This is a genomic window from Streptomyces zhaozhouensis (genome assembly GCF_900230195.1).
GTDB classification, from domain to species: domain Bacteria; phylum Actinomycetota; class Actinomycetes; order Streptomycetales; family Streptomycetaceae; genus Streptomyces; species Streptomyces zhaozhouensis.
This window is the reverse complement of sequence record NZ_OCNE01000015.1, coordinates 122431-147501: the sequence shown is the minus strand read 5'-3', so window position 1 is coordinate 147501 and position 25071 is coordinate 122431. Positions and strand designations below refer to the sequence as shown.

Annotated in this window: 19 protein-coding genes; 6 read left to right on the top strand and 13 right to left on the bottom strand. The window is 75.0% G+C overall.

All coding sequences use genetic code 11. From position 1 onward, the window contains the following. Nucleotides 1-17: 17 nt before the first annotated feature. A complete protein-coding gene (locus tag CRP51_RS20240) occupies nucleotides 18-884 on the bottom strand; it encodes an isocitrate lyase/PEP mutase family protein (RefSeq protein WP_097232688.1) in 867 nt (288 codons plus the stop codon). Between the two features lie 104 nt (nucleotides 885-988). Here CRP51_RS20240 and CRP51_RS20235 point away from each other — a divergent pair, with 104 nt between their 5' ends. The 4 genes from CRP51_RS20235 to CRP51_RS20220 all read left to right on the top strand — a co-directional run bounded on the left by CRP51_RS20235 (nucleotide 989) and on the right by CRP51_RS20220 (nucleotide 5413). Continuing rightward, nucleotides 989-2263, top strand: coding sequence for an Nramp family divalent metal transporter (locus CRP51_RS20235; RefSeq protein ID WP_097232723.1), 1275 nt, complete (start codon nucleotides 989-991; stop codon nucleotides 2261-2263). 35 nt (nucleotides 2264-2298) lie between these two features. Further along, entirely contained in the window at nucleotides 2299-3531 is a 1233-nt protein-coding gene (locus tag CRP51_RS20230; protein ID WP_097232687.1) for an arginine deiminase, read from the top strand. Nucleotides 3532-3783: 252 nt separating this feature from the next. Then, nucleotides 3784-4782, top strand: a complete 999-nt coding sequence (gene argF / locus CRP51_RS20225) for an ornithine carbamoyltransferase (RefSeq protein ID WP_097232686.1) — start codon at nucleotides 3784-3786, stop codon at nucleotides 4780-4782. Between the two features lie 70 nt (nucleotides 4783-4852). Beyond that, nucleotides 4853-5413, top strand: a complete 561-nt coding sequence (locus CRP51_RS20220; RefSeq protein ID WP_245880697.1) for a GNAT family N-acetyltransferase — start codon at nucleotides 4853-4855, stop codon at nucleotides 5411-5413. A gap of 37 nt (nucleotides 5414-5450) precedes the next feature. Here the strand turns inward: CRP51_RS20220 and CRP51_RS20215 are convergent, their stop codons facing one another. Both CRP51_RS20215 and CRP51_RS20210 read right to left on the bottom strand, forming a co-directional pair. Continuing rightward, on the bottom strand, nucleotides 5451-5642 hold the full coding sequence (locus tag CRP51_RS20215) for a DUF5708 family protein (protein ID WP_097232685.1): 192 nt from the start codon (nucleotides 5640-5642) through the stop codon (nucleotides 5451-5453). A gap of 238 nt (nucleotides 5643-5880) precedes the next feature. Then, entirely contained in the window at nucleotides 5881-7395 is a 1515-nt protein-coding gene (locus tag CRP51_RS20210; protein WP_097232684.1) for a ketol-acid reductoisomerase, read from the bottom strand. A 91-nt stretch (nucleotides 7396-7486) separates the two neighbouring features. Here CRP51_RS20210 and ilvY point away from each other — a divergent pair, with 91 nt between their 5' ends. Continuing rightward, nucleotides 7487-8371, top strand: coding sequence for an HTH-type transcriptional activator IlvY (gene ilvY, locus CRP51_RS20205; protein ID WP_097232683.1), 885 nt, complete (start codon nucleotides 7487-7489; stop codon nucleotides 8369-8371). A 68-nt stretch (nucleotides 8372-8439) separates the two neighbouring features. Here ilvY and CRP51_RS20200 read toward each other — a convergent pair whose 3' ends face one another. Continuing rightward, nucleotides 8440-8844: a PPOX class F420-dependent oxidoreductase gene (locus CRP51_RS20200; protein WP_097232682.1), complete on the bottom strand. Its 405-nt coding sequence runs from the start codon at nucleotides 8842-8844 to the stop codon at nucleotides 8440-8442. A 277-nt stretch (nucleotides 8845-9121) separates the two neighbouring features. Between CRP51_RS20200 and CRP51_RS20195 the strand changes: the two genes are divergently transcribed. Next, nucleotides 9122-9892 carry an alpha/beta fold hydrolase gene (locus CRP51_RS20195; RefSeq protein WP_245880696.1) on the top strand — a complete coding sequence of 257 codons (771 nt, stop codon included), beginning with the start codon at nucleotides 9122-9124 and terminating at the stop codon, nucleotides 9890-9892. Between the two features lie 408 nt (nucleotides 9893-10300). Here CRP51_RS20195 and mmuM read toward each other — a convergent pair whose 3' ends face one another. Genes mmuM through CRP51_RS20150 form a run of 9 tightly spaced genes read right to left on the bottom strand, consistent with a single transcriptional unit; the run spans nucleotide 10301 to nucleotide 25003 of the window. Continuing rightward, entirely contained in the window at nucleotides 10301-11200 is a 900-nt protein-coding gene (mmuM, locus tag CRP51_RS20190; protein ID WP_245880695.1) for a homocysteine S-methyltransferase, read from the bottom strand. Nucleotides 11201-11222: 22 nt separating this feature from the next. Further along, nucleotides 11223-12146 (bottom strand): LLM class F420-dependent oxidoreductase, encoded by a 924-nt coding sequence (locus CRP51_RS20185; RefSeq protein ID WP_097232681.1) that lies wholly within the window; start codon nucleotides 12144-12146, stop codon nucleotides 11223-11225. Between the two features lie 27 nt (nucleotides 12147-12173). Further along, nucleotides 12174-12896, bottom strand: coding sequence for a hypothetical protein (locus CRP51_RS20180; RefSeq protein WP_097232680.1), 723 nt, complete (start codon nucleotides 12894-12896; stop codon nucleotides 12174-12176). After that, entirely contained in the window at nucleotides 12893-14116 is a 1224-nt protein-coding gene (locus CRP51_RS20175) for a type VII secretion protein EccE (RefSeq protein ID WP_141514629.1), read from the bottom strand. Before CRP51_RS20175 ends, CRP51_RS20180 begins: the two co-directional genes overlap by 4 nt. Before the next feature lie 5 nt (nucleotides 14117-14121). After that, entirely contained in the window at nucleotides 14122-15585 is a 1464-nt protein-coding gene (gene eccB, locus CRP51_RS20170) for a type VII secretion protein EccB (RefSeq protein ID WP_097232678.1), read from the bottom strand. Beyond that, nucleotides 15585-16934, bottom strand: a complete 1350-nt coding sequence (locus tag CRP51_RS20165) for a S8 family peptidase (RefSeq protein ID WP_097232677.1) — start codon at nucleotides 16932-16934, stop codon at nucleotides 15585-15587. The genes eccB and CRP51_RS20165 overlap by 1 nt, the downstream gene beginning before the upstream one ends. Nucleotides 16935-16937: 3 nt before the next feature. Continuing rightward, nucleotides 16938-18389 (bottom strand): type VII secretion integral membrane protein EccD, encoded by a 1452-nt coding sequence (gene eccD / locus CRP51_RS20160; RefSeq protein ID WP_097232676.1) that lies wholly within the window; start codon nucleotides 18387-18389, stop codon nucleotides 16938-16940. Next, nucleotides 18386-22423, bottom strand: a complete 4038-nt coding sequence (gene eccCa, locus CRP51_RS20155; protein WP_097232675.1) for a type VII secretion protein EccCa — start codon at nucleotides 22421-22423, stop codon at nucleotides 18386-18388. The genes eccD and eccCa overlap by 4 nt, the downstream gene beginning before the upstream one ends. A 42-nt stretch (nucleotides 22424-22465) precedes the next feature. Then, on the bottom strand, nucleotides 22466-25003 hold the full coding sequence (locus CRP51_RS20150; RefSeq protein WP_097232674.1) for a TPR repeat domain-containing protein: 2538 nt from the start codon (nucleotides 25001-25003) through the stop codon (nucleotides 22466-22468). Nucleotides 25004-25071: the final 68 nt, after the last annotated feature.

Below are 25071 nucleotides of genomic sequence, written 5' to 3'. Positions count from 1 at the left end.
GCGGGGTCGGGGCCGGGTCAGGGCGTCCGGTCGGTGGGTTCCATCAGGGAGTTGAGATCGCCGTAGTCGAGGGCGCCGGCCTGGGCCCGGTAGGTGCCGCTGGTCAGCAGCTCCTCGGCGGCCCGCTCGGCCAGCCCGTAGGCGGCCTGGGCGATCCCGGAGCCGACGCTGATCCTGGCGGCGCCGGCGGCGGCCAGGGTGGCGACGTCGGGGGCGCCGGGGCCGGCCAGCACGTTGAGCGGCGCGTCCAGGCCGTCGGCCAGGGTGCGCACCAGCTCGGGGTCGGTGACGCCGGGAACGAAAATCCCGTCGGCGCCGGCGGCCCGGTAGGCACGGCCGCGTTCCAGGGTCTCCCCGACCAGCGCCGTGGTCGCGCCGCGCGTGCGGAGGAAGACGTCGACGCGCGCGTTGACGAAGAGCGGCACGGCGGCCGCGTCGGCGGCGGCCCTGGCCGAGGCGAGGCGTTCCGCGGCCTCTTCGACGGGGCGCAGCGGATCGGGGCCGCCGTACGCTCCGTCCTCCAGGTTGACGCCGACCGCTCCGGCGGCCAGCACCCGGGCGACCGTCTCGCCGACACCGGCCGCGTCGGCGGCGAAGCCGCTCTCGATGTCGGCGGTGACCGGCACGTCGACCGCGGAGGCGACGCGGGCGACGACCGCGACGGCCGCCTCGCGGCCGAGCCGGTCGCCGTCGGGGAGGCCGAGGCTCCAGGCGACCCCGGAGCTGGTGGTGGCGACGGCGGCGGCGCCGGCCCGGACGACGAGGCGCGCGCTGAGCGCGTCCCAGGCGTTCGGCAGCAGCAGCGGCTGGGCGCCGCCGTGGAGGGTGGCCAGCAGGCGGGCCCGGGTGGCGAGTTCCTCGGTGGGTGGCACAGGCGAGTTCATGGGTTCAGTGAAGCAGCGCACACCGTCCCGGACTGGCGGTTTTCGGACGGCGACGCCGTGGTGCGCGGTGCGCGCGGCCTTTAAACCACGCGTTCGTGGGCAGCATCCCTCCCGTGGCGACGACGCGTGAGACACCTCAACCCCCGACCAGGCGCTGGCGGTTGATCGGTCCCGGACTCGTGGTGGCGGCGACCGGCGTCGGTGCCGGGGACCTCGTCGCGACGACGGTGGCCGGCAGCCGGTACGGGTACACGCTGCTGTGGGCGGCGGTGGTCGGCTGTCTGATCAAGGTGGCGCTGGCCGAGGCGACGGGGCGCTGGCACCTGTCGACCGGGCGGACCATCCTCGACGGCTGGCGCACGATGGGCCGCTGGACCACCTGGTACTTCGGGATCTACATCGTCGTCTGGGGCTTCGTCTACGGCGCCACCGCCATGTCGGCCAGCGCGCTGCCGCTGGTCTCGCTCTTCCCCGACGGGCCCTCGCTGCGGGTCTGGGGCATCCTCAGCGGCACAGCCGGGCTGGCGTGCGTCTGGTTCAACCGCTACGCGATCGTCGAGAAGATCATGATGGTCTTCACGGGGATCATGTTCGTCGTGGTCGTCTCCCTGGCGATCCGCGTCGGCCCGGACGTGGCCGCGATGGGCGCGGGGCTGTGGCCGACGCTGCCGGACGGCTCGGTCGTCTACACGCTGGGGCTGATAGGCGGCGTCGGCGGTACGATCACGCTCGCCTCCTACGGCTACTGGGTGACGGCCAAGGGCTGGACCACCGTCCGGTGGATGCCGATGATGCGGCTGGACAACCGGGTCGCCTACGCCACCACCGGCGTCTTCGTCATCGCGATGATGGTCATCGGCGCCGAGCTGCTGCACTCGGCCGAGGTCGCGATCACCACGGGGGACCGGGGCCTGCTCGACCTGGGCGAGGTGCTGGACGCGCGGTTCGGCTCCATCACCGCCGACTTCTTCCTGATCGGCTTCTTCGCCGCCTCGTTCAGCTCGGTGATCGGCGTCTGGCACGGGGTGAGCCTGCTCTTCGCCGACTTCGTGGCGCACGCCAGGCCGGCGCTGGCCGGTCCCGAGGCGCTGGCGGGCGACCGGGAGCACTCGCTGCCGTTCCGCGCCTATCTGCTGTGGCTGACGTTCCCCCCGATGGCGCTGCTCTTCCTGGACCAGCCGATCGGGCTGGTGATCACCTACGGCGTGCTGGGCTCGTTCTTCATGCCCTTCCTCGCGCTCACCCTGCTGTGGCTGCTCAACACCGGTCGGACGCCGCTGAGCTGGCGCAACGGTTGGCTGAGCAACCTGGTGCTCGCCGCCTCCGGGGTGCTCTTCCTGATCCTCTGCGTGCAGCAGATCCGCGACCTGCCCTGGTAGGGCGCGGGCGGGCGCCCGGGGCGCAGAATGGGGCCATGTCCTTTCACGTTGACTCCGAGACCGGCCGGCTGCGTCGAGTGATCCTCCACCGCCCCGGTCTCGAACTGAAGCGCCTCACTCCGACCAACAAGGACGAGTTGCTCTTCGACGACGTCCTGTGGGTCAGGCGCGCTCAGCAGGAGCACGACATCTTCGCCTCGTTGCTGAGCAGCCGGGGTGTGGAGGTGCGGCTCCTCGGTGACCTGCTGGGAGAGGCCCTGGAGATCCCGGCCGCCCGGACGCTGGTCCTGGAGCGGGTCTTCGACGAGCGCGAGTACGGGCCGCTGGCCACCGACGCCCTGCGGGCCGTCTTCGAGGGGCTCTCCGGCGCCGAACTGGCCGAGGCGCTCGTCGGCGGCATGACCAAGCGCGAGTATGTGGAGCGCTACCCGGTGCCCGACTCGATCCGACTGCACGTGATGGAGCTGGACGAGTTCCTGCTCCAGCCGCTGCCCAACCACCTGTTCACCAGGGACGCCTCCGCCTGGGTCTACGACGGGGTGACGGTCAACGCGATGCGCTGGCCGGCCAGGCAGCGGGAGAGCGTCCACTTCGAGGCGATCTACCGGCACCATCCGCTCTTCGCCTCCGAGGGGGATGCCTTCCACCACTGGTCCGAGCCGCACAGCGCCCATCCCTCGACCATCGAGGGCGGGGACGTGCTGGTGATCGGGCGCGGCGCGGTGCTGGTGGGCATGAGCGAACGCACCACACCGCAGGCCGTCGAACTGCTGGCGCGACGGCTCTTCGCGGCGGGCTCGGCGCACACCATCGTGGCGCTCGACCTGCCGAAGCGGCGGGCCTTCATGCATCTGGACACGGTGCTGACGATGGTCGACGGCGAGACGTTCACCCAGTACGCGGGGCTCGGGATGCTGCGCTCTTACACGATCACACCGGGCACGGGCGGCCGTGAGCTGTCGGTCACCGACAACCCGCCGGAGCAGATGCACCGCGCCATCGCCGAGTCCCTGGGGCTGGGGAAGATCCGGGTGCTGACCGCGACGCAGGACCTGCACGCCGCGGAACGGGAGCAGTGGGACGACGGCTGCAACGTGCTCGCCGTGGAGCCCGGCGTGGTCGTCGCCTACGAGCGGACCGTCACCTCCAACACGGAGCTGCGCCGCAACGGGGTGGAGGTGCTGGAGATCCCGGGCAGCGAACTGGGCCGGGGGCGCGGCGGGCCACGGTGCATGAGCTGCCCGATCGAACGCGACCCCAGCGCGTAGTCCGCCGGCGCGGGGGCTCGGGACGGCGCTGAGGCGCGGGGGCCGGCTCGCGGTCCCGGCCGGCGTCAGCCGCGCCGGGAGGCGGGCGGCTCGTCGACCCCCGGCCGTGCGGGTGACCCGCGCGGCTCCCCGCGCCCCTGGGTGGCACCGGGAGGCCATTGCATAAGCATGAGGCGATTTGTATATGATTGCAGTCGGCCGCGCCGCCAGGGTGCGCGGAGGAAGTGACGCGAAGCAGATCGGAGCCCGCCCATGGGGATCTCACTCACCGGCCGCCACCTGCGCAGAGAGCTGGATCTCGGCGCGGACGAGTTCCGTCAACTGCTGGCGCTGGCCGCACGGTTGAAGGCCGAGCGGCGGGACGGCACCGAGCGGCCCCTGCTGACGGGGAAGCACATCGCGCTGCTGTTCGAGAAGAGCTCGACCCGCACCCGCTGCGCCTTCGAGGTCGCGGCCGCCGACCAGGGGGCGCGGACCACCTTTCTGGACCCCGCCGGCTCGCACCTCGGCTACAAGGAGTCCGCCAAGGACTCGGCCCGGGTGCTCGGCCGGATGTTCGACGCCATCCAGTTCCGCGGGCACGACCAGCGCACCGTCGACGAGCTGGCCGCGCACGCGGGGGTGCCGGTCTACAACGGGCTGACCGACGCCTGGCATCCCACGCAGATGCTGGCCGACGCGCTGACCATGAGCGAGCACGGCGAACGGCCGCTGCCCGAGCAGTCCTTCGCCTACCTGGGCGACGCCCGCAACAACATGGGCAACTCCTACCTCGTCACCGGCGCCCTGCTCGGGATGGACGTGCGGATCGTCGCGCCCCGGCAGCTGTGGCCGGAGGACTCGGTGGTGGCCGAGGCCCGCCGGCTGGCCGAGGAGACGGGGGCGCGGATCACGCTGACCGACTCCGTGCCCGAGGGGACGGCGGGGGTGGACTTCGTCGCCACGGACGTGTGGGTGTCGCTGGGCGAGCCGGTCGAACGCTGGGAGGAGCGCATCGCCCTGCTGCGGCCGTACGCCGTCACCGCCGACGTGATGGCCGGCACCGGCAACCCGGGAACGCGGTTCCTCCACTGCCTGCCCGCCTTCCACGACCTCGGCACCGAGCTGGGCCGCACCCTGCACGAGCGCTACGGGCTCACCTCCCTGGAAGTCACCGACGAGGTCTTCGAGTCCCCCGCCTCCGTCGTCTTCGACCAGGCGGAGAACCGCCTGCACACCATCAAGGCGCTGCTGGTCGCCACCCTGGCCTGAGCAACCGCCCGGCGGCGCCCCGGCGTTACCCGGTGGCCGGAGCCCGGGGCGTCTGGTTGGATCGCCGACCATGGACAACGACGTGCCCACCGGCGGCGAACTCCCCGCGCTGACCGGCGAACTGGTCCGGCTGCGCCCGATGGAGGCCGCCGACGTGGAGAGCCTCTGGCGCTGGAACCAGGACCCCGAGGTGGTCCGGTGGCTCGACCACGAGCCCCCGCAGTCCCTGGCCAGCGCGGAGCGCCGCTTCGCCGAACGCCCGCGCAACAGCTTCGAGTCGACGCTGCTGATGATCGAGCGGCGGTCGGACCGCCGACTGATCGGCGTCACCGCGCTGCGCGACGGCAACCCGATCGACGGCCGGGCCGAGCTCGACATCTATCTCGGCGAGAAGGACTGCTGGAGCCAGGGCTACGGCTCGGACGCCCTGCGCGCCATGTGCCGCTGGGGCTTCGACCGGCTGCGGTTGCACTCGATCGCGCTGTGGGTGGTGGTGGAGAACGCCGCCGCCGTGCGTGCCTACGAGAAGGTGGGCTTCCAGCGCGACGGCCGTCACCGCGAGTGCTTCCGGGGTGCGGGCCGCTGGCACGACATGTATCTGATGAGCCTGCTGGAGGGCGAACTCCGCTGAGCGGGCCGCGCCGCCGCTCCGGGACGGCCCCGGGGCCTCAGGCCCGGCGATGGCCGAGGCCGCGGACCAGCGTCACCGCCACCTCCACGATGCCGACGACGACCATCACCATGCCCACCTTGTCCAGCTCGAACACCGGCACCTCCACCCCGCCGGCGAACACCCAGAGCAACACGCCTATCAGAGCCGTCACGGTGCCCCCGGTCGCGTGCCTCGCCACCTTGGTCATGGCGCCACTCCCCTCCTGCGGATCGTTCCTCCTGCTCGTCGCCGGAGTCCGCGCCCGGGGCCGTCTGGCCGCCGTGCCCCGGAAGCGTTCTCCACGACACCCCCAACCGTAGAAGCCGCGTTACTCTCCGTCATCGCACCTCGGGATGATCCCTCCCTACATCCTTCGATGCGCGCGCCCCGCGCCCGACTACATCCTTCGACGGACGGCGCGCCCCGAGGCGGGGCGCGCCGGGGCGTCAACCGACGCCCGCGTCCACCGAGATGTCGACCGTCGGCCGCAGCCGCCCGGCCGCCCGCAGCGCGGGATGGACCGGGTTCCCCTCGAACGCGGCGAGCAGCGCCGCGTCCGCCGGGCGCGAGACGGCGGGCAGCACGGTCTGCTGGTAGCCGGCGAGAAAACGCGGCCCCCAGCGCCTGGTCCCGAGCCGGGCGGTGCGGGAGCAGTTGTCGACCATGAAGGCGACATCCCTGGCGTGCATGTAGGGCAACAGCGAGTCGACCGCCTCGATCACCGACTCGTTGACGATCTCCGACCACGGATGGCCACGCTCGGCGAACTCGTCGACCTGGGCGACCATCGTCGCCACGAACAGCCCGGCCGTCAGCGGGTCGATCGCCGTCTCCCCCGACGCCCTGCGGGCGTGCGCCTCGGGCGCCGCCGCCCACATCGGGGAGTCACCGACCGGACTCATCCCGCCCTCGGCGAGCCGCCGTTCGGCGAGCAGCACGCCCCGCACCTCGACGCCCGCGGCGACCTCGTCGTAAATCTCCGCGACCAGCGCCCGCGCGGGCCGGTAGGCCGCGGTGTAGGCGCGGTCGAACTCCTCGCGCCCGGCCGGGTCGAGGCCGTCGCGCACGCCGTCGAGGCCGACGCGCGAGATCGCGCGGGCCAGCGGCCCGGTGACGACCTCGCAGGAACGCGCGTACGCGGTGACCGCGTCGTCCCCGGCCAGCCTGAAGTGCTGCCAGGCCGCCTCGACCAGGCCGTGCACCGCGCCCAGCAGGATGGCGCGCTCGCCCACCAGGTCGGAGAGGTACTCGCTCTCCAGGGTGGTCCGGAAGGTGTAGGGCGAGCCGAGCGCGACCGACCAGCCGAGCGCCAGGTCCACCGCGCGCCCGTCCGGGTCGGCGCCCACGGCGAAGCTGCTGTTGATGCCGGCGCCCTCGGTGGTCGCGCCCTGCTCGTAGAGCCGGCGGACCGAGTCGCCCATGCCCTTGGGGCAGACCGCGATCACCGGGTGCCCGGCCGGCAACGTGCCGCCCGTCTCGGCCAGATGGGCGAGCAGGAAGCCGTGCGAGAGGCCGATGACGGCGCCGGGCCGCAGCGCCGCGAAGATCTCCGTGTGGTGCTCGGCCAGGGCCGCGTCGGCGATCAGCAGCAGCACCAGGTCGCTGGCCGCGACCACCTCGCGCATCGTGCCGAGCGTGCCGTTCTCCTCGGTGAAACCGTGGGCGCGGGCGTCGGCGGCCGAGGCCGAGCCGGGGCGCAGTCCGACCGTGACGCGGATGTCGGAACCGGCCAGCGAGTCCCGCAGGTTGCGCGCCTGCGCGCGTCCCTGCGAGCCCCAGCCGATCACCCCGATCCGGCGCACGCCGGCGAACGCGCGGGGCAGCAGCGGGAAGAGATGGCGGCCGCCGCGGAGCACGGTCTCGTCGCCGCCCGGCATCGCCAGCGGCTCGGGGGTGAAGATGTCGGAGGTGAAGGTGGTGTCGGCGAGCGCGCGAGCGGTCGCGGAAGCAGTGGGGTCCATGCCGGGAGTTGTAGGCTGCCGGCGCGCGTTGCGGCAAGCGCAACTCCCGCATCGGGGCGTTGCACAGAACGAAAGGCCATGGTGAGAGGGGATGCTGGACGACGAGCGGGCGCTGCGGCTCTTCCTCCATCTGGCGAGCAGCCTCAACTTCGGCCGGACCAGCCTGGACTGCCATGTCTCCCCCGCGACGCTCACCAGAACCGTGCAGCGGCTGGAGGCGCGGATCGGCCACCGGCTGCTGGACCGCGGACCGCACGGGGTGGCGCTCACGGCCGAGGGGCAACGGTTCCGCGCCTACGCCGGACGCGCCGTCGAGCTGTGGCGCGACTACCGGGAGGAGGAGCCGGAACCGGCCGGGCTGAGCGGGCGGTTGGCGATCTTCGCGACGGTGACGGCCTGTCAGTCGCTGCTGCCCGGGTTGCTCGGGCCGTTCCGGGCCGCGCATCCGCAGGTGGGGTTCGACCTGCGGACCGGGGACGCGGCGGCCGCCCTCGCCAGGCTGGACGAGGGAGAGGTCGACGTGGCGGTGGCGGGAGTGCCAGCCCGGCTGCCCGCCACGCTGGTCAGCCGCACCGTGACCACCACCGAGCTGGTCTTCGTCACCGCGCGGGACCGCCGGGACCCGGCGCTGCGGGGCCCGTTCGTGCTGCCGCAGCGAGGGCTGGTGCGGGAGGCGGCCGACCGGTGGTTCAGGGCGGTCGGCCGCGTTCCCGAGATCAGCGCGACGCCCGACGGCCACGAGGCGCTGCTGACGCTGGTCGCGCTCGGCTGCGGGACGGGCGTGGTGCCGCGGCTGGTGCTGGAGTCCAGTGGGACGGCGGAGCGGCTGACCGTGGTGCCGGCCGAGCCGGCGCCTCCGCTCTTCCCCGTGGGTGTCTGCGTGCGCAGGGCCGACCTGCGCCGCCCGCTGCTCGCCGCGCTCTGGAGCCTGACCGGCGAGGAGCGCGGGCGGCCTGCGGGGGCCGACGCGCCCTGAACGCGACGCGCCGGCCGAGCCCCCCGGAAGCAGGCGACCCGGGACCGGGAGGCCCCGGGCCGGAACCGTCAGAGGCGGCCGGTGATCCGGGTCGGGGTGATCCGCACCGCCAGGCGCTGCTCGCCCTCCGCGCTCGGGTTGAACTCCGCGTAGGGCTTGCCGGTGTACTTCCGCGACAGCTCGTCGATCAGCGCGCTGTCCGGGTCGGGCACGAGGGTCGCCGTGCCGTGGATCGCCGCGTAGGTGTACGGGTTGTCCGCCGGGTTCACCATCACCGTCACGCGCGGGTCGCGCTCCAGGTTCCTCGCCTGCTGCCGGGGGACCGTCGTCGAGTAGACCAGCTCCTCGCCCTCGCGCTTGATCCAGACCACGACGAGGTGGGGCGACCCGTCCTCGCGGATCGTCGCCACCGTGGCGAAGACCCGGGTCTCGTCCAGGTACCGCTTGAGCTCTTCGGAGAGTGCCACTGCCATCTCGGCCGTCCTTCCCAGAGAATGTGCGGGTGGTGGTGCGGGGCGACGCGGCGCCTCCCCGTGCCTTCCGAGTACAACCCGCGCTCGTTTCCGACCATTCCAACCCGGCGGGAGCGCTTTCGCTCCCGCGACGGGCGGCGCGGACGACGGATTCCGCCGTGTGCGCCGTGTGCGCCGGCGTGTGCGCCAGAGATGTGCCTCAACAGGCCCGGCGACGGCCGTGACGTTTGCGGGGACTCCGGGCGCGGTGGCGGGGTCCGTGGAACGATGGCTGCCCGTGACCTCGACTTCGCACCTCGCCCATGATGTGGCCGGCGACGGCCCCGCGTTGCTGCTGCTCCACTCGACGGTCTGCGACCGGCGGATGTGGGACCCGCAGTGGCGGATACTGGTCGACGCCGGATTCCGCGTGGTGCGCTGCGACTTCCGCGGCCACGGGGACAGTCCGGCGGCCGACCGGCCCTACCGGGACGCGGAGGACGTGCGCGACCTGCTGGACGCGCTGGGGATCGCGGAGACGGCGGTGGTCGGCGCGTGCTTCGGCGGCGGGGTGGCGCTGGAGGTCGCGGCCCGCTGGCCCGATCGGGTCGGGGCGCTGGTACTGCTCAGCGCGGCCCCGCCGCTGACGGAGCGGAGCGCCGCCCTGGCCGGCTTCGAGGCCAGGACGGCCGGGCTGCTGGACGCCGGCGCGGTGGCGGAGGCGGTCGAGCTGAACGTGGCGACCTGGCTCGGTCCCGAGGCCGACGGCAACACCCGCGCCATGGTGCGGCTGATGCAACGCCACACGCTGGACGTGCGGTTGGCGGCGGAGGAGTTTCCCCGGCCGGCGGCCGACCACCGGTTGACCGGCATCAAGGCGCGGGCCCTGGCCGTCTCCGGCGGCCACGACCTGCCGGACTTCCGGGAGACGGCCGCCGAGCTGGCCCGGCTGCTGCCGCAGGCGCGCCACGAGGAGCTGGACTGGGCGGGGCACCTGCCCAGTCTGGAACGACCCGCCGTGGTGGCCCGCCTGCTGGTGTCCTTCCTCCGCGAGGCCGACACCGGCTGAACGCCGGCGGCGGGTCCGCGCGCGTGGCGGTGCGGGGAGGCTGGCCAGCGCGCGGACGGGTCACGGCCCCCACCCTGCACCGCGCGGGCCCTGACCGCCGAGGACGATTCTCGCCGAGGCACGGCGCGGGATGGTGGGTATTCGGTCAGCACTGCGACCCTCAGCAGTACGGCAGCTACCGACCGTGAGGCCGAACGGTGGGGTTCCTGGCCCGACAGAAGGTGTCGGAAAGTCGGCCAAAACTGGGTCTGCCGGTGGGGGCGACCACCCGCCGTCGTTGGTCGCGCGGCCTCGTCGCCGTCCGCCAACCGGCACTCACGCACCGCGTGGTTCCCCGCGCCCCCGGCCCCCGCCCACCGGGCAGGGCCGGTGTCAGAGGGCCAGGGCCCGCCGCCCCGTGCCGTGGCGTCAGAGGGCCAGAGCCGCCCGCATCTCCGCGATCCCGGCGGGGCCGACGCGGCAGCAGCCGCCGACGAGGCGGGCGCCGGCGGCGCGCCAGTGGCGGGTGTCCTCGGCGCGGAGCGTCGCCGGCCCGCCCCACTCCCCCACGGACGCGTCCCAGCGTCCGCCCGCGTTGGGGTAGGCGACGGCCGGGCGGCCGGTGACCGATGCCGCCAGCGCCACGGCGTCCGTGACGTCCTCGGGCGGGCAGCAGTTGACCCCGACCGCCACCACCGACGGCTCGTCGGCCGCCAACGCGAAGGCTCCGGCCAGCGGTTGGCCGGCGCGGGTGCGCCCGCCCTCGGCGTTGTAGGAGAGCCAGACCGGGACCCCGGCACCGCGCACCACCGACAGCATCGCCTCGGCCTCGCGGGTGTCGGGCACCGTCTCCAGGGCCAGCAGGTCGGGGCCGCCCGCGAGCAGCGCCTCGACCCTCGGCCCATGGAAGCGCGCCAGCTCCGCGACGGTGAGACCGTAGTCGCCCCGGTACTCGCTGCCGTCCGCCAGCACCGCGCCGTAGGGCCCGACCGAGGCCGCGACGAACACGGGGCGCGGGACGGAAGCGGCGGCCTCGCGGGCCAGCCGCACGCTGTCGGCCAGCAGCCCGGCCGCGGCCCGCCGCCCCACGCCCCGCCGGGCGAACCCCTCGAAGGATGCCTGGTAGCTGGCGGTCAGCAGCACGTCGGCGCCCGCCCGCAGAAACGCGGAGTGCGCCGCGACCAGCCGCCTTGGCGCCTCGACCAGCACCCGCGCCGTCCACAGCTCGTCGGCCAGGTCCACGCCCTGGGCGGCGAGTTGGTCGGACAGTCCGCCGTCCAGCAGCAGGGGCGGTGCCCCCGGCGCGAGCGCCGCCGCGAGGTCCGTCACCGTTCGTCCTCCGTTCCGCGGGTCAGCCCAGCTGGGGCGCGACGTCCTCGGCGATCACCGCGAGGTGGTCCAGGTCGTCTAGGTCCAGGATCTGGAAGTAGAGCCGCTGGCAGCCCGCCTCACGGTAGGCCGCGATCTTCTCGACCACCTCGCCGGGCGTGCCGGCCAGACCGTTCTCCCGCAGCTCCTCGGGCCGGCGCCCGATGGCCTCGGCCCGGCGCCGCACCTCCGCCTCGTCGCGGCCGACGCAGGCGACCAGCGCGTTGGAGTAGACGAGCGACTCCGGGTCGCGCCCTGCCTCGCGCGCCGCCTCGCGGACGCGGCCGAACTGCTCGGCGCTGTCGGCAGCGGACTGGAAGGGGATGTTGAACTCGTCCGCGTAACGGGCGGCCAGCCGGGGTGTGCGTACCTTGCCCATGCCGCCGACCAGCACCGGGACGCGTTCCTGCGCCGGCTTGGGCAGCGCGGGCGAGTCGGTCAGCTGGTAGTGGGCGCCGTCGTAGGAGAAGGTCTCGCCGACCGGCGTGTTCCACAGCCCGGTGACGATGGCAAGCTGCTCCTCCAGGCGGGGGAACTTCTCCTGGGGGAACGGGATGCCGTAGGCCGTGTGCTCCTCGGCGAACCAGCCGGCGCCCAGGCCCAGTTCGACCCGGCCGCCGGACATGGCGTCGACCTGCGCGACCTGGATGGCCAGCACTCCGGGCAGCCGGAAGGTCCCGGCGGTCATCAGGGTGCCGAGCCGGATACGGCTGGTCTCCCTGGCCAGCCCGGCGAGCGTCACCCAGGCGTCGGTCGGCCCGGGGCCCGGGTCGCCGTCGCCCATCCGCAGGTAGTGGTCGGAACGGAAGAAGGCGTCGAAGCCCAGCTGCTCGGTGGCCCGCGCCACCGCCAGCAGCGTCTCGTAGTCGGCGCCCTGCTGCGGTTCGGTGAAGACACGAAGATCCATGCCCCCATTCTGGCCTCCCGGCCGCCCTCACGCGCCGCCGGGCCGCCCCGGCTCCCGATGCCGCCGGCCGGGCGTGAGCAGGGCGTTCTCCCCGGCCGACAGGTCGAGGGCCACGCTCTCGGCGCGGCCCTCGCGGAAGACCGCGATCCGGCCCGGCTCCAGCGCGCGCGTGAACGTGCCGGCGCCCGCGCCCAGCAGCCGCTCGGCCACCTCGGCGAACTGGCGGTCCAGCACCACCACGGTCCGCAGCCCCGCCCAGAACGCGGAGCGGCGCGGCGGGTTGCGGGTCACGTGCAGCACGGTCCGCCAGGGCCCGTCGGCGAGGGCGGCCGACGGCGGGCGGCGCAGGTCGCAGACGAGGGCGGCGGGCCCCTCGCCGGCCGAGGGCGCCGTCGGCGCGTGCCGCGGCCAGTGGCCGACGCCGTCGCCGACGGTGAGCCGTTCGCCGGCCGCCAGCGCCACCCCGCGCCACTGGTCGGGCACCCGGGTGGCGGCGGTGACCCGGGCGCCGGCGGCGAGCAGCCGCAGCGCGAAGAGCCGCCCGAAGAGCGACTCGCCCAGCACGCCGAGACAGCCGCCCTCGGGCGTCGGCGCCGGCAGCGTCACGGGCTGGCCCGCCGTGCCGGTGCCCAGGTGCACGCCGGCGTCGACGGGGGCCAGGGTGAGCATCCGGGAGGCGGCGGTCTCCGCCGGACGCCAGCGGGTGGCCGGCAGCGGCTCCCACTCGGGGATGGTGCGCGGGCTGCTCAAGGGGCGCTCCTCACGGGGGCGGGCGGCGGGTTCTGGGCACCGGCCGGCGGAACGGTCGCGGTCGGCGGAACGGTTCCGGCCGGCGGAACGGTCGCGGTCGACGGAATGGTTCCGGTCAGCGGCGCGGTCTCGGTCAGCGGCGCGGCGGGGCAGGCGACCGGGAGGGTGGCCAGCAGACCGGTGCGGGGGTCGGGAGGCGCGGCGTCCAGCACGCCGGTCGCGACGAGCCGTTCGCGTTCCGCGGTGGCGACCTGGGGCAGGGCGCTGACCAGCCGGACCGCCACCCGTGCCGTGGGCCCCTCGGGTTCGAGGGTGAGCGTGGCGCAGGCCAGCGCGCGATCGGCGGCGCAGCCGCCCAGCAGACTGAGCAGCCGGGTCCAGGCCGCCTGGTCGGGGACGGTCGCGGTGGCCAGGGCGTGGGTCGCGGACTCGCCCGACCAGACGCCGGCCAGCGGCCGGCCACGGCCGTCCGGGTCGCCGGACTCGCGGAGCAGGCCGGCGAGTTCGGGCGCGCCGAGCGGCGTGGCCGGCACCCCGCCGGCCGCCAGCCGGGCGCGCAGGCGCGCGGTGGCGGCGGCCACGGCGGCGCGCGCCCCGGCCTCCCCGCCGCCGCGCCGGCGCGCGGCTGCCGGCGCGGCCAGCGGCTCGTACCGCGCCAGCAGCACGGAGCGCAGCGCGATCGGGGCGCCGCCGACGGGGAGTTGACGGTACGCGAGGGTCGGCTGGTACCGGTGTTGGGCGTCCCATGGCGGGGGCGCGAACCGTTCGACGCACAACTGCACGGCCGCCGGCCGCGCCGGGTCCTCGGCGAGGAAGGCGCAGGCAAGACCGACCGGCAGCGCGGGCAGCGCGCCCGAGGGCAGCGCCAGCGCCGCGGCGTGGCCGCGCCCGTCGGCGAGCACGCCGAGCGGCGGGCCGTTGCGGTCGGCGACCTCGACGACGTCGAGCGCCGGCAGCACGGTGTGCGCCAGGCCCCACGGGTCGGCGGGCGACGGCGGCGCGGGGACGGCGGCGAGGTCGCCGCGGCCCAGCGCGGCGAGCAGCCGCCGGTCGGCCCAGTCGCCGCCGACCCGCGTCAGCGCGGCGGCGAGTACCGCCGCGCCGCCGCCGGCCAGCGCGTAGCCCCAGGGGCTCGCGAGGGCGACGCCGGTGGCGGCGCAGCCCAACCCGGCCTGGACGGCGGCCACCCGGCCCCGCCAGGACTGACGTGCGTTCCCCACGGTGTTCACCCTTCCTCGTCGGTGGGCTCGTCGTCGGCGTTCCCGTCCTCTGCCGGCTCGGCCGTTCCGCCGTCCACGCCCCGCTGTTCGCGGGCGGCGGCCTGGGGGTCGAGCACCGGTCCCGCCGGCAGCAGCGCGACATAGGCGCGGGGCACCGAGGGCGCCTCGTCCGGGCGGTAGCCGAGCCGTTCCACCGCGTCGGGCGTGGCGAACGGGTAGGCGGTGCCGCTGTCGGTGACCAGGGTGAGGGTGCCGCCGCTGCCGGCCGAGGTGGTGGAGCGGACCACGGCGCCCGATCCCGGCGGCAGGTAGATGGCGTCCAGCAGGCCGAGTCGTTCGCCGTCCGTGCTGGTCACGGGCGTCAGGTCGGCGGGCTCCGGGAGCGCGTCCGGCAGATGCACGACGGCCTGCCAGGGCGCGTCGCCCGGCTGGCCGCCCGGCGGCGTCGAGACGCAGACCGGCCGGTCGCGGCCCGGCTCCTCGGCGCGGGGCAGCGCGTCGGGCCAGGCCCGGTCGCCGGGCGCCGCCTCGTCGGCGCGCGGGGCGCGGGCCGCCTCGGTCAGCCCGATGAGGTGGTCGGTGCCGGCCTCGGCGCTGAGCAGGGTGTGCAGCAGGGGCGAGACCGCGACCAGCCCCTCGGGCCTGACCAGGAAGAACTGCTGGCTGGGCCCGCCGGTCTCGGTGTGCGCCAGGTCGCCGACCAGGGCGTCGAAGGGCAGCTCGGCCGTGGGCGGCTGGCCGGCGCCGGCGCCCGGCTCCGGGATCTCGATGGCCGGGCCCTCGGGCACGGTGGCGATGATCTGGCGCGGCAGCGGAACGGCCCGCACCTGCTGGAGCCCGAGCAGGTCCCGGATGCCGGAGGCGAGCGCGAAGCGGCGTCCCTCGGCCAGCAGCCACAGCTCACCGTCCTCGCCCTCGACGAGCACGGTCGCCCCGCGCTCGGCCTCCGGCCCGGGGGCCACGCCCGGCACCGAGACATAGAGCGCGGTGTGCGTGGGCGGCCCGCCGGTCTCGGCCGGGGTGGCGCACAACGTCCAGTCCCCGTCGGTGAGTTCGTCGGCGTCCGGCAGCGCGTCCGGGGCGCCGGGGATGCCGACCGGCAGGCCGCGCGGCGCCTCGTCCAGGGTGCGCCGCCGCACCTCGGTGAGGTCACCGCCGCCGACCAGCAGCGCGGAGGACAGGTTGAGCGCGGGGTGCACCACGCCCTCGTCGACGACGTAGCGGTCGCCGCCGTCGCCGAGGATCACCGCGCCGTTGTCCGGCAGGTCGGGGCCCCGGCCGCCGCCGAGCCAGCCGGCGATGCCGAAGCCGGCCATGATCAGCACGCCGAAGGCGACCCCGCCGCCGAGCGCGCGGTTCAGCCGGCGGCGCGGGTCGAGACGCGCCTCGTCGGCGCCGCGGATGAGCGTGGTGGTGCGGCGGCGGTTCTCGTAGGCGTAGGCGTCGGCCTGGTCGCGTGTGGTGGCCATCAGCGGGTCCGGTTCCTGGGCTGGGGGCGGTCGGTGGTGGGGGGCGTGCCGCGCAGCCACTCCAGCCGCGGCGGCCGCGGCGCCGGGGGCGCGGGCGCGGCGGCGGCGCGCTCGGCCGGGCTGGGGCCGGCGCGCCAGCCCCGGCGCGCGGCGCGGCGCACGGCGGGCGCGCCCAGCAGGCCGAGGACGACGGCCAGCAGCAGCCCGCCGGTCCAGGCCAACGCGGTCGCGGCGGTCGCGCCGAGCGGCGGCGGGCCCTCGGGGAGCGGGCGGACCGGGATGTGCCCGGGGCGGGCGGCGGCCTCGTCCGAGCCCTCCGCCGCCTCGCCCTCAAGGTGGGTCAGCGCGGCGAACGGGTCGACGATCCCGGCGCCGGTGCGCGCGCCGTGCCCGCCGCCGACGGGGGTGGCGGAGGCGGTGAGCCGCTCGGCGACCTCCTCCGCGGGCAGCTCGGGGAAGCGGGAGAGCACCAGCGCGGCGGCGCCCGAGACCTGGGCGGTGGCGAAGCTGGTGCCGGCCTCGACGCGGTAGCCGCCGCCCGGCGCCAGCACGGCCAACTCCTGCCCGTAGCCCGCCAGGTCGACCCACTCGCCGGCGTTGGAGGACTCCAGCGGCTGGCCGTCCTCGCCGACCGCGCCCACCGTCAGCACCCCGTCGTAGGCGGCCGGGTACATCGGGGTCTCCTCGTCCGCCCCGGTGCCCTCGTTGCCCGCGGCGGCGACCACCAGCACGCCGGCCCCGACCGCGCGGGCCACGGCGTCGCGCAGCGGCTCGGCGTCCACGGGGTAGGCGAAGGAGAGGTTGAGCACGTCCACGTCCGCCGCGACGGCGTCGTCCACGGCCGCCGCGAGGGTGCCGGGGGTGGCGCGGTCCACGCCGTCGGCGATCCGGACCGGGTAGACGGAGGCGCCCGGCGCGACACCGGTCATCCGGTCGCCCTGGCCGCGGCCGGCGGCGATCACCCCGGCGACGGCGGTGCCGTGCCCGGGGCAGTCGTCCTGGACGCGCGGGGCGGTGCGGACGAACTCCCGTTCCTCGGGCACCACGGTGAACTCCGCGCCGCGCGCCACCGCGCCCGCCAGGTCCGGGTGCGCGCCGTCGACGCCGGAGTCCAGCACGCCGACGGTGACGCCGGTGCCGTCGGCGAGGTCCCAGGACTGGCGCAGTCCGAGCTGGCCGACCAGCGGGTGGGCGCCCGCGTTGTCGGGCAGCTCCTCACCGGTGGCCTGCTGGGCGCAGTCCTGGGCGAGTGCCCGGGGCAGGGTGCCGGGCGGCGGGGCGAGAAGGGTGACCCCGACGGCGAGCAGCGACGGCACCGCCAGCCGGCGAACGAGGGTGCGGGCGGCCATCGTTCACGCCCTCAGGTCGAGCAGCGCGGCGTAGACGTCCCAGACCGCCAGCGCCAGGGGGACGACGGACAGCAGCGCGGTGGTCTCCAGCAGGTCCAGCGCGCGGGAGGCCCGGGGGTTGCCCCGGGCCCGGCCGGCGAGCAGCCCGGTGGCGGCGGCGGCCAGCGCCGTCAGCAGCGCCAGTGGCAGCGCCACGCCGAGCGGCCCGAGCGTGCTGCCCACCAGGCCGGTCAGCAGGAACGCGGCCCCGCCGGCCGCCGCGAGCAGCGCGCCGAGGAGCGGGAACGCGGTCTGCGCGGGGTCGCGGAAGAGGCGCGCGCGCAGCAGGGTCAACGCGACCAGCACCGCGGCCAGGGTGACGGCCCAGGGCGTGCCGTCGGCGAAGAGGACCAGGGTGCCGCCCAGCGCGACGAGTTGGCCGCCCGCCAGCATCCCCAGCAGCAGCCGGCGCGCCCTGGCGACGCGGGCACGCAACTGGGCGTGGGCGAGTTGGCTGGGCAGCGCGGCCAGCTCCTCGCCGGTGGCGGCGGTGTCGGGCGCCGGCATCCGGCCGACCCGCAGCGCCAGGGTGGGCCACAGGGTGGTCAGCGCCAGCGCCAGCGGGGCGACCACCGCCGCCGCCCTGGCCGGCGGCACGTCCCAGACCGCGCAGAGCAGCGCGCCGGGCGCGGCCAGCGGTCCGGCGACGACCAGCGCGGTGAACGTGCCGTCGCCGCCGCCGACCAGCAGCGTGCCGAGCGCGCCGAGCACGGCCAACACCGCGCAGGCCAACAGGAGATGGGCGGCGGTGAAGCCGTCGACCGTGCCGGGCTCGGTGCCCAGCAGCCGCACCGCGCCGAGCATGGCGGGCGGCGCGGCGAGCGCGGCGGCGCAGGTGCCGGCGGCGATGTCGCCGAAGGCGCGGGCGAGCAGCACCCCGACGGTCAGCGCGAGCAGCGCCGTGGCCAGGCCGAGCCAGCCGGGCAGCCGGCCCGGCGCCACGGCGAGCGCGCCGGTCGCCGCCAGGATCGCGGCGCCGGCCAGCGCGGCGCTGACCCGGCGGCTGGCCGCCGGGGGCCAGCCGGCCTCGGCGTGGTCCTCGCCGACGACCTCCACCACGTCGTCGTAGAGCGGCTCGACGGCCTCGTCCGAGCCGTGGCCGAGGAAGAGCACGTCGCCCTCGACGACGCCCTGAACGGCGAGGCTCGCGGCGGCCTCCAGCCGGGTGCCGTCGGTCCTGCGCAGCACCCAGCCGCCGTGGCGCACGCCGCCGTCGGCGCCGGGCTCGGCGCCGGCGTGGTGCAGCAGGGCGGGCAGCAGCCGGGCGACCGGCACGCCGGCCGGCACGGCCAGATCGGCGCGCCCGGCCGGGCCGGCGAGCCCGATCCGGACGAACTCGGCCGACGGCGCGCCGGTGCCGCCGGGGGCGGCCGCGTGCGGCGGGGCTGGCGTGGGGTGTGCGGTGGCGGCGCTCATCGGCGGGTCCCGTGGGAGGAGTCGGCGGTTGCGGTGGTGGTGCCGGAAGCGGTCGTCGGTCCGGCGGTCAACGGCGAGTCGGCGCGGGCCAGTTGGACGGGCACGTTGCCGAGCCTGCGGTGCAGCAGCAGCGCGCGTCCCTTGGCGCGGCGGGCCGGCTTGACGCCCCAGATGGGCATCTCGTCCTTGGGCACGCTCAACAGGGCGGCCGGCGTGTTGAGTTCCTTGAGGCGGCCGAGGACCGGCTCGGTGACGCCCCGGGAGGCGCCGCCGGCCTGGCGGGTGACATAGAGGTGCAGCCCGATGCCCCTGGCCTGCGGAAGGAAGTCGAGCAGCGCCTTGAGCGGGTTGCCCCGGCTGGTGGCGACCAGGTCGTAGTCGTCGACCAGCAGATAGATCTCCGGACCCGACCACCAGGAGCGGTCCCGCAGTTGCTCGGGGGTGACGTCGGTGCCCGGCAGCCGCTTGCGCAGCCCCTCGGCGAGGCCGCCGACGACCTCCATGGACCGTTCGTGGGTCGTGGAGTAGCCCAGCAGCGAGGGCCCGTCGAACTCCCTGAGCATGGTCATCCGGTGGTCGAGCACGATCAGCTTGGCCCGCTCCGGCGGGTGGTGGGCGAGCACCTGACGGCCGACGGCGCGCAGCAGCGAGGTCTTGCCGGTCTCGCTGTCGCCGACGACGATCAGCCCCGCCTCCTCGCCCGGCGAGAAGACGACCTGCTCCAGCCGGTTGCCCTCGACCGCGACGGTGACGCCGGGGCCGGTCCCCGTGACCTCGGCGACGGGGAAGGCGGTCGGCAGCAGCCGCACCGGCCGGGCCCGGCGGCCCTCCCAGGCGGCGTCGACGCGCCGCACCAGGTCGGCGACGCCGTCGGAGAGCCCGGTGTCGGAACGGACCGAGTCGATCCTGGGCACCGCGATCAGGAAGTGCTCCTTCTCCCGGGTGATGCCGCGCCCCGGGCGGCCCTCGGGGATGGTGCGCTGGGCCTTGCGGTCCATCTCGGAGTCCAGCGCGTCGCCCAGCTTCAACTCGACCTTGGTGCCCAGCAGATCGCGCAGCGCCATCCGCATGTCCAGCCAGCGGTTGCCGGTGACGACCAGGTGCACCCCGTAGGTGAGCATCCGGCCGGCGAGCGCCATGAGGGTGGCCTCCAGCTCCGGGTAGCTCTGCCGCAGCACCCCCCAGCCGTCGACCACCAGGAAGACGTCGCCGTGGTCGTCGGCGATCCGGCCGGCGGCGCGCGCCTCGCGGTAGGCGGCCATGGACTCCACGCCCAGCTCGCGGAAGCGGGCCTCACGGGTCTCCATCACCTCCAGCACCTCGGCGACGGTGCGGTTGACCACCTCGGCGTCCAACCGCCCCGCCACTCCGCCGACATGGGGCAGTCCGGCGAGCGCGAAGAGGGTGCCGGAGAAGTCCAGGCAGTAGAACTGCACCTCCTCGGGCGTGTGCCGCAGCGCCAGCGAGGCGATCAGGGCGCGCACCGCAGTCGACTTGCCGCTGTGCGGCCCTCCGACCACGGCCGCGTGGCCGCCGGCGCCGGAGAGGTCCAGCGTCAACGGGTCGCGCCGCTGGTGGAACGGCAGGTCGAGCACGCCGATCCGCGCGGTCAGCGGCGGCGAGGCCGCCGGGTCGGCGCCGAGGCCGCGCCCTGCCCTCTCGGCGAGCCCGCCGTGCAGCAGGTCCAGCGGCTCGGGCCTGGCCAGCGGCTCCAACCACACCTGGTGCGCCTGCGGGCCCTGACCGGTCAGCTGCTCGACCATGACGCCCAGCACGGTGCTGCCCAGCTCCTCGCCCTCGCCGAACTCGTCGGCGGCCGGCTCCGGTTCCGGCTCCGGCGCCCGTTGCTCCGCCGGCACGGGCACCAGCCCGGCCGGGAACGGGCGGACGGTGGCGGCGCCGCCGAGCGCGCCGGGGCCGGTCTCGTCGTCGGTGCGGTAGGGACCGGAGACATAGGCGGCGCGGAACCGCTTGAGCGTCGCGGTGTCCGTCCTGAGGTAGCCGTGACCCGGGGCGGACGGCAGGTGGTTGGCGTCGGGCACGCCGATCGCGGTGCGGCTCTCCGCCTCGGAGAACGTGCGCAGCCCGACCCGGTAGGACAGATGCGCCTCCAGGCCGCGCAGCCGGCCCTCGTCGAGGCGCTGGGAGGCGAGCAGCAGATGCAGCCCCAACGAGCGCCCCAGCCGGCCGATCTGCACGAAGAGGTCGGCGAAGTCCGGTTTCTGCGCGAGGAGTTCGGAGAACTCGTCGACGACGATGAAGAGGCTGGGCAGCGGCGGCAGGGCGGCGCCGCGCTGTCTGGCGCGCTCGTAGTCGCGCACGGAGACCAGGTTGCCCGCGTCCCGCAGCACCTCCTGGCGGCGGTTCATCTCGCCGGAGAGGGCCTCCCGCATCCGGTCGACCAGCGTGAGGTCGTCCTCCAGGTTGGTGATCACCGCCGCGACATGCGGCAGCTCGGCCATCCCGGCGAAGGTGGCACCGCCCTTGAAGTCGACGAGGACCAGGTTGAGTTGCTCGGAGGAGTGGGTGGCGGCCATGCCGAGCACCAGGGTGCGCAGCAGCTCCGACTTGCCGGAGCCGGTGGCGCCGACCAGCAGTCCGTGCGGGCCCATGCCGTTCTGGGCCGACTCCTTGATGTCCAGCTCCAGCAGTCCGCCGTCGGCCGAGACGCCGACCGGCACCTGGAGCCGGTCGCGCATCGGGCGCGGGCGCCAGAGGGTGTCCAGGTCCAGATGGCCGGGGTCGGCGATGCCCAGCAGCGCGGGCAGCGTGTTGACGGCGGTGGTCAGGTCCTCGCCGTCGGCGGCGGAGGAGGCGGCGTCCATCCGGAACCTGGCGATCCGCATCGCCAGCGCCTCGGCCTCGGCGACCGAGAGCCCGTCGGCCGCGCCGAGCGGGTCCCGGCTCTCACCGGCGTCGACCACCAGCGCGCCGTCGGGCTCGATCGCCAGCGCCACGCCGTGCGCCTCGGTGAGCGGCCCGGCCCGGCCGGCCAGGTCCAGCACGGTGACGCCCATCATGCCGTGCGGGTCCAGCAGCGCCTCGCCGCCGGTGACCAGCCCACCGGCCAACACCACGAGCAGATGCGGCAGTTCGGGGTCCGGCTCGGCGTCGCGCTGGAAGCGGGTGCGGCGGGTCAGCTCCGCGCCCAGCCACTCCTCCAGCACCGCCAGACTCGGGTTGACCATGCGCAACGGGCCCACGTGGTCCAGCTCGTCCGGGTGATGGGCGTGCGGCAGCCACTTCACCCACGCCCACTCGGGCGCCTCCACGTTCCCCGCGCAGACCACCAGCCGCAGCTCGCGCGGCGAGTGGAAGGTGACGGCGTGCGCCACCACCGCGCGCGCCAGCGCCCCGGCGCGCTCCGGCGCCTCTCCGCCGTGCAGCGACAGCGCGGCGAACCGGCGCAGCGCCACCTGCACCGGCAGTCCGGGCACCACCGCGTGGGCGTCGACGAAACGCTTCAACGCCACGGAGCAGAGCGGGTCCAGGTCCTCGACCGGCGCGGAGTCGCCCGGCACCAGCGCGGTGGCCAGGTAACGCGGCCCGGTCCCGACCCGCACCACCCCGAAGTCCTCGTCGGTCGCCCGCCGTTCCCACAGCCGCCGACTCTCCGCGACGGTCCACAGCGTGTCGGGCGGCGGCGCGTCCCACACCAGCGCGGCGCGCTGGGCGTCGGCGGTGCGCCGCACCTCGGCCCTGGTGCGTTCCAGGTACCGCAGGTACTGGCGGCGGTCCTCGCGGGCTTGGCTCTTGGCCGAGCCGCGCTGCCGCAGCACCGAGCCCACGACCATGGCCAGGCAGGAGACCAGGAACATGGTGCCGACGATGTAGCCGATCGGCCCCCGGCCCATGGTCAGCATGTAGAGCACGGAGCCGAGGCCGCTGAGCGCGGGCAGCGCCGTCATCCAGACGTTGTTCTCCTCCGGCCTCGGCAGCTCGGGCGGCGCCTTGAGCACCAGCTCCTGCCCCGGCACGGCCGGCCGCGCGGTCCGCGCCGGGCGCCGCAGGACGGTGGTGGTGGGCGTGGTCAAGGGGGTTCTCCTTCCGCCGGGCGCCGGCCCCGCGTGGTCTGGTCAGTTGCCGAATCGGGTGGCGGAGGAGTGTTCCGAGTCCGGGGTGAAGTCCAGGGAGTCGGCCCCGGCGATGCCCCGTGCCCCGGTGATCAGGTCGTCGATGTCGTCCGGGTCCCCGTCGCGGTAGGTGATGCCGTTGGCCGCGTCGTTGAGCGGGATGGTCGGCGAGCCCGCGCCGTTGTCCTGGGCCAGGACCTCCTCGGCCGGTATGTGCTCCAGCTGGTCGTCCGGGTGCCGCTGGTTGTGCGCGTCGATGGCGCCCCCGGTGATGGCGTGCGCCTCCAGCAGTTCGTTGACGCGGTCCGCCTCGTGCGAGTAGGCGGCCTGCGCGGACGGCTCCTGCGGCTTGTAGTCCGGGAAGAGCGTCGGCTCGATCAGCCCGTAGCCGGTCGAGGCCGCGCTCGCCGCCGTGCCGACCCCGCCCGGCACCATGCCCGCCACGTTGAACGCCGCGCCGATGCCGGCCTGGAGGTGCTTCTGCTCCTGCGCGGCCCTGGCGTCCTCGCGGCCCTCGTACCAGTTGATGACGTCCCGCTCCCCGAACTCCATCAGCCCGGTCAGGTTGCCGATCGACTGCATGACGGTCCTTCGGTCGCCCTCCTGGGGGTGGTCGTCGGTGTAGTACTCGTAGGCGAGGTTGCGCTGGGTCTCGAAGACCCCGGTCTTGAAGTGCTCGTAGACGTTGTCGTCGGTCGCGGCCATCAGGCTGAAGACGGGGAAGCGCTCCGCCTCGCCCCAGGCGCCCTCGGCGCCTTCCAGTCCGACGATGGCGTCCAGGCGGGAGAGGGTCGCGTCCGAGACGGCGCCCTGGAGCCCCGAGGTGTCCCACGGGTAGTGCGGCTCCATGATCCCGTCCTCCTGCCAGTCCTCGATGAGCAGTGCGGGGTCGGCCGTGAAGTGCTGGATGACGTCGTCGGCCAGCGCACGGCGTTCGCCGTCGTCCTCGCCGCCGTTCGGCAGGACGGCGCTGCGCACCAGGTCGCCGGCGCCGTCGCTGTCCGCCCACTTCGCGTTCAGCAGCTCCTCGCGGACGCCGTCGTTGCTGAGGATCTGGAACGAGGCGTCGGTGTTCTGCGCGACGTTGCTCAACAGGCCGCTGCTGCCGGTGTTCTCCAGGTAGTTCGGCACGTCGAAGTCCAGCGACTCGTGCCGCGCCTCGTCGGCGACCGCGTCGTGGTACGCGTCGGCGTTGACCTCCTCCACGGCCTCCTGGACGTCCAGGGCCGCGGTGGTCAGATGGTGGGCGAAGTCGTTTCCCGGCGGGACCGTGGCCTGCTCCATCAGGTTGCCGAAGCCGTTGAAGTTGTTCATCACCCCGCGCGCGTCGTCCAGGCTCCCCGCGTTCCGCAGGTCCGAGTCGGCGTCGTAGACGAACGCCCGGATGGACTCGGGGATGGGCGCCGGCCCCTCGATCGAGGGGTGGGCGTTGATGTCGATGCCGCCGATCTCGGGGTTCATCAGCATGTTGACGCCGTTGCCGACGGCGGCCTGGATGTCGTGGATGCGGTCCCACTGGGTGGCGATCCCGTGCTCGTACGCGGCGCCGACGTCGGGGCCGCCGCGTTCGCTCGGCGACATGTTGCCCAGCGCGGCGAGCGTGTCCTCGTCGACCGTGTCGTAGAACGCCTCCAGATACGCCCGCTCCTCGGCGGTGAGGTCGCGGCGGGGCGAGGTCGGGTCGTCCGGGTCGTAGACGCCGGCGCCGATGGCGGCCAGGCCGGCGGTGTGGTCGGCCAGCAGGTCGAGGTCGCGCTCGTCCTCCGGCTTGGCCATCTCCTCCTTGATCGCCTCGGCGGAGTACTCGGCCATCCCCTCCGTGTGCCACATCGAGTGCGGCCCCGCGCCGACGTCGTAGCCCAGGTCCGTCAACTCCCCCGCCCTGCTGACCATCCAGGACCGGTAGTCCTCGATCTCGGTCTCCATGTCGCCGTGCAGGGAGGTGATGTCCTCGGCCGCCTTGCCGAGATAGTGGTCGCGGATCCTGGTCAGCGCGGCCTCCGGGAACGACCACTGGGTGAAGTGGCTGCCCTCGGCCAGGTAGACGGAGCCGGCCACGGTCACCGAGGGGGTCTCGATGAGCAACGCGGAGGCGACGCTCTCCTCCAGCTCGGCGTACTTGTTCTGGTAGGTGGTCCGGGCGTCGGTGAGGTGTTCCTGGAACTTCTCCTGGGCGTCCGAGCGGAGGATGCTCACCTCCTCCTCGGTGTCGCTGGCCAGTTCGGTCGCGGAGTTGATGATGTCGGCGACGTCCTCGATGTCCTGGCCGCCGCCCTGGAGATCGCGGTCGGTGATCGTGATGTGCTCGTCGGCGTTGTGGTGCCCGATCCCGTCCGTGGTCGCGGAGTCCTGGGACAGCTCGGAGGCGCGGGCCGCGACCTCGCTGGCGCCGCCGGCCTCGCCGGCGGCCGCGGCGAAACCGCGGGACGCCTCGGCCATCTCCTCGACGTCGATCTCCTCCGCGAAGTCGTCAGCGGTCTCCCAGGGGTCGACGCCGGCCTGCTCGACCACGTCCTCCCTGGTGAAGTCAACGCCTGCCATGACTCGTCCTCGCTGCTCGGATTGTCGTTCGAAAGAGGGGCGGGCTGCTCCGGGTGCGGTGGGACGCT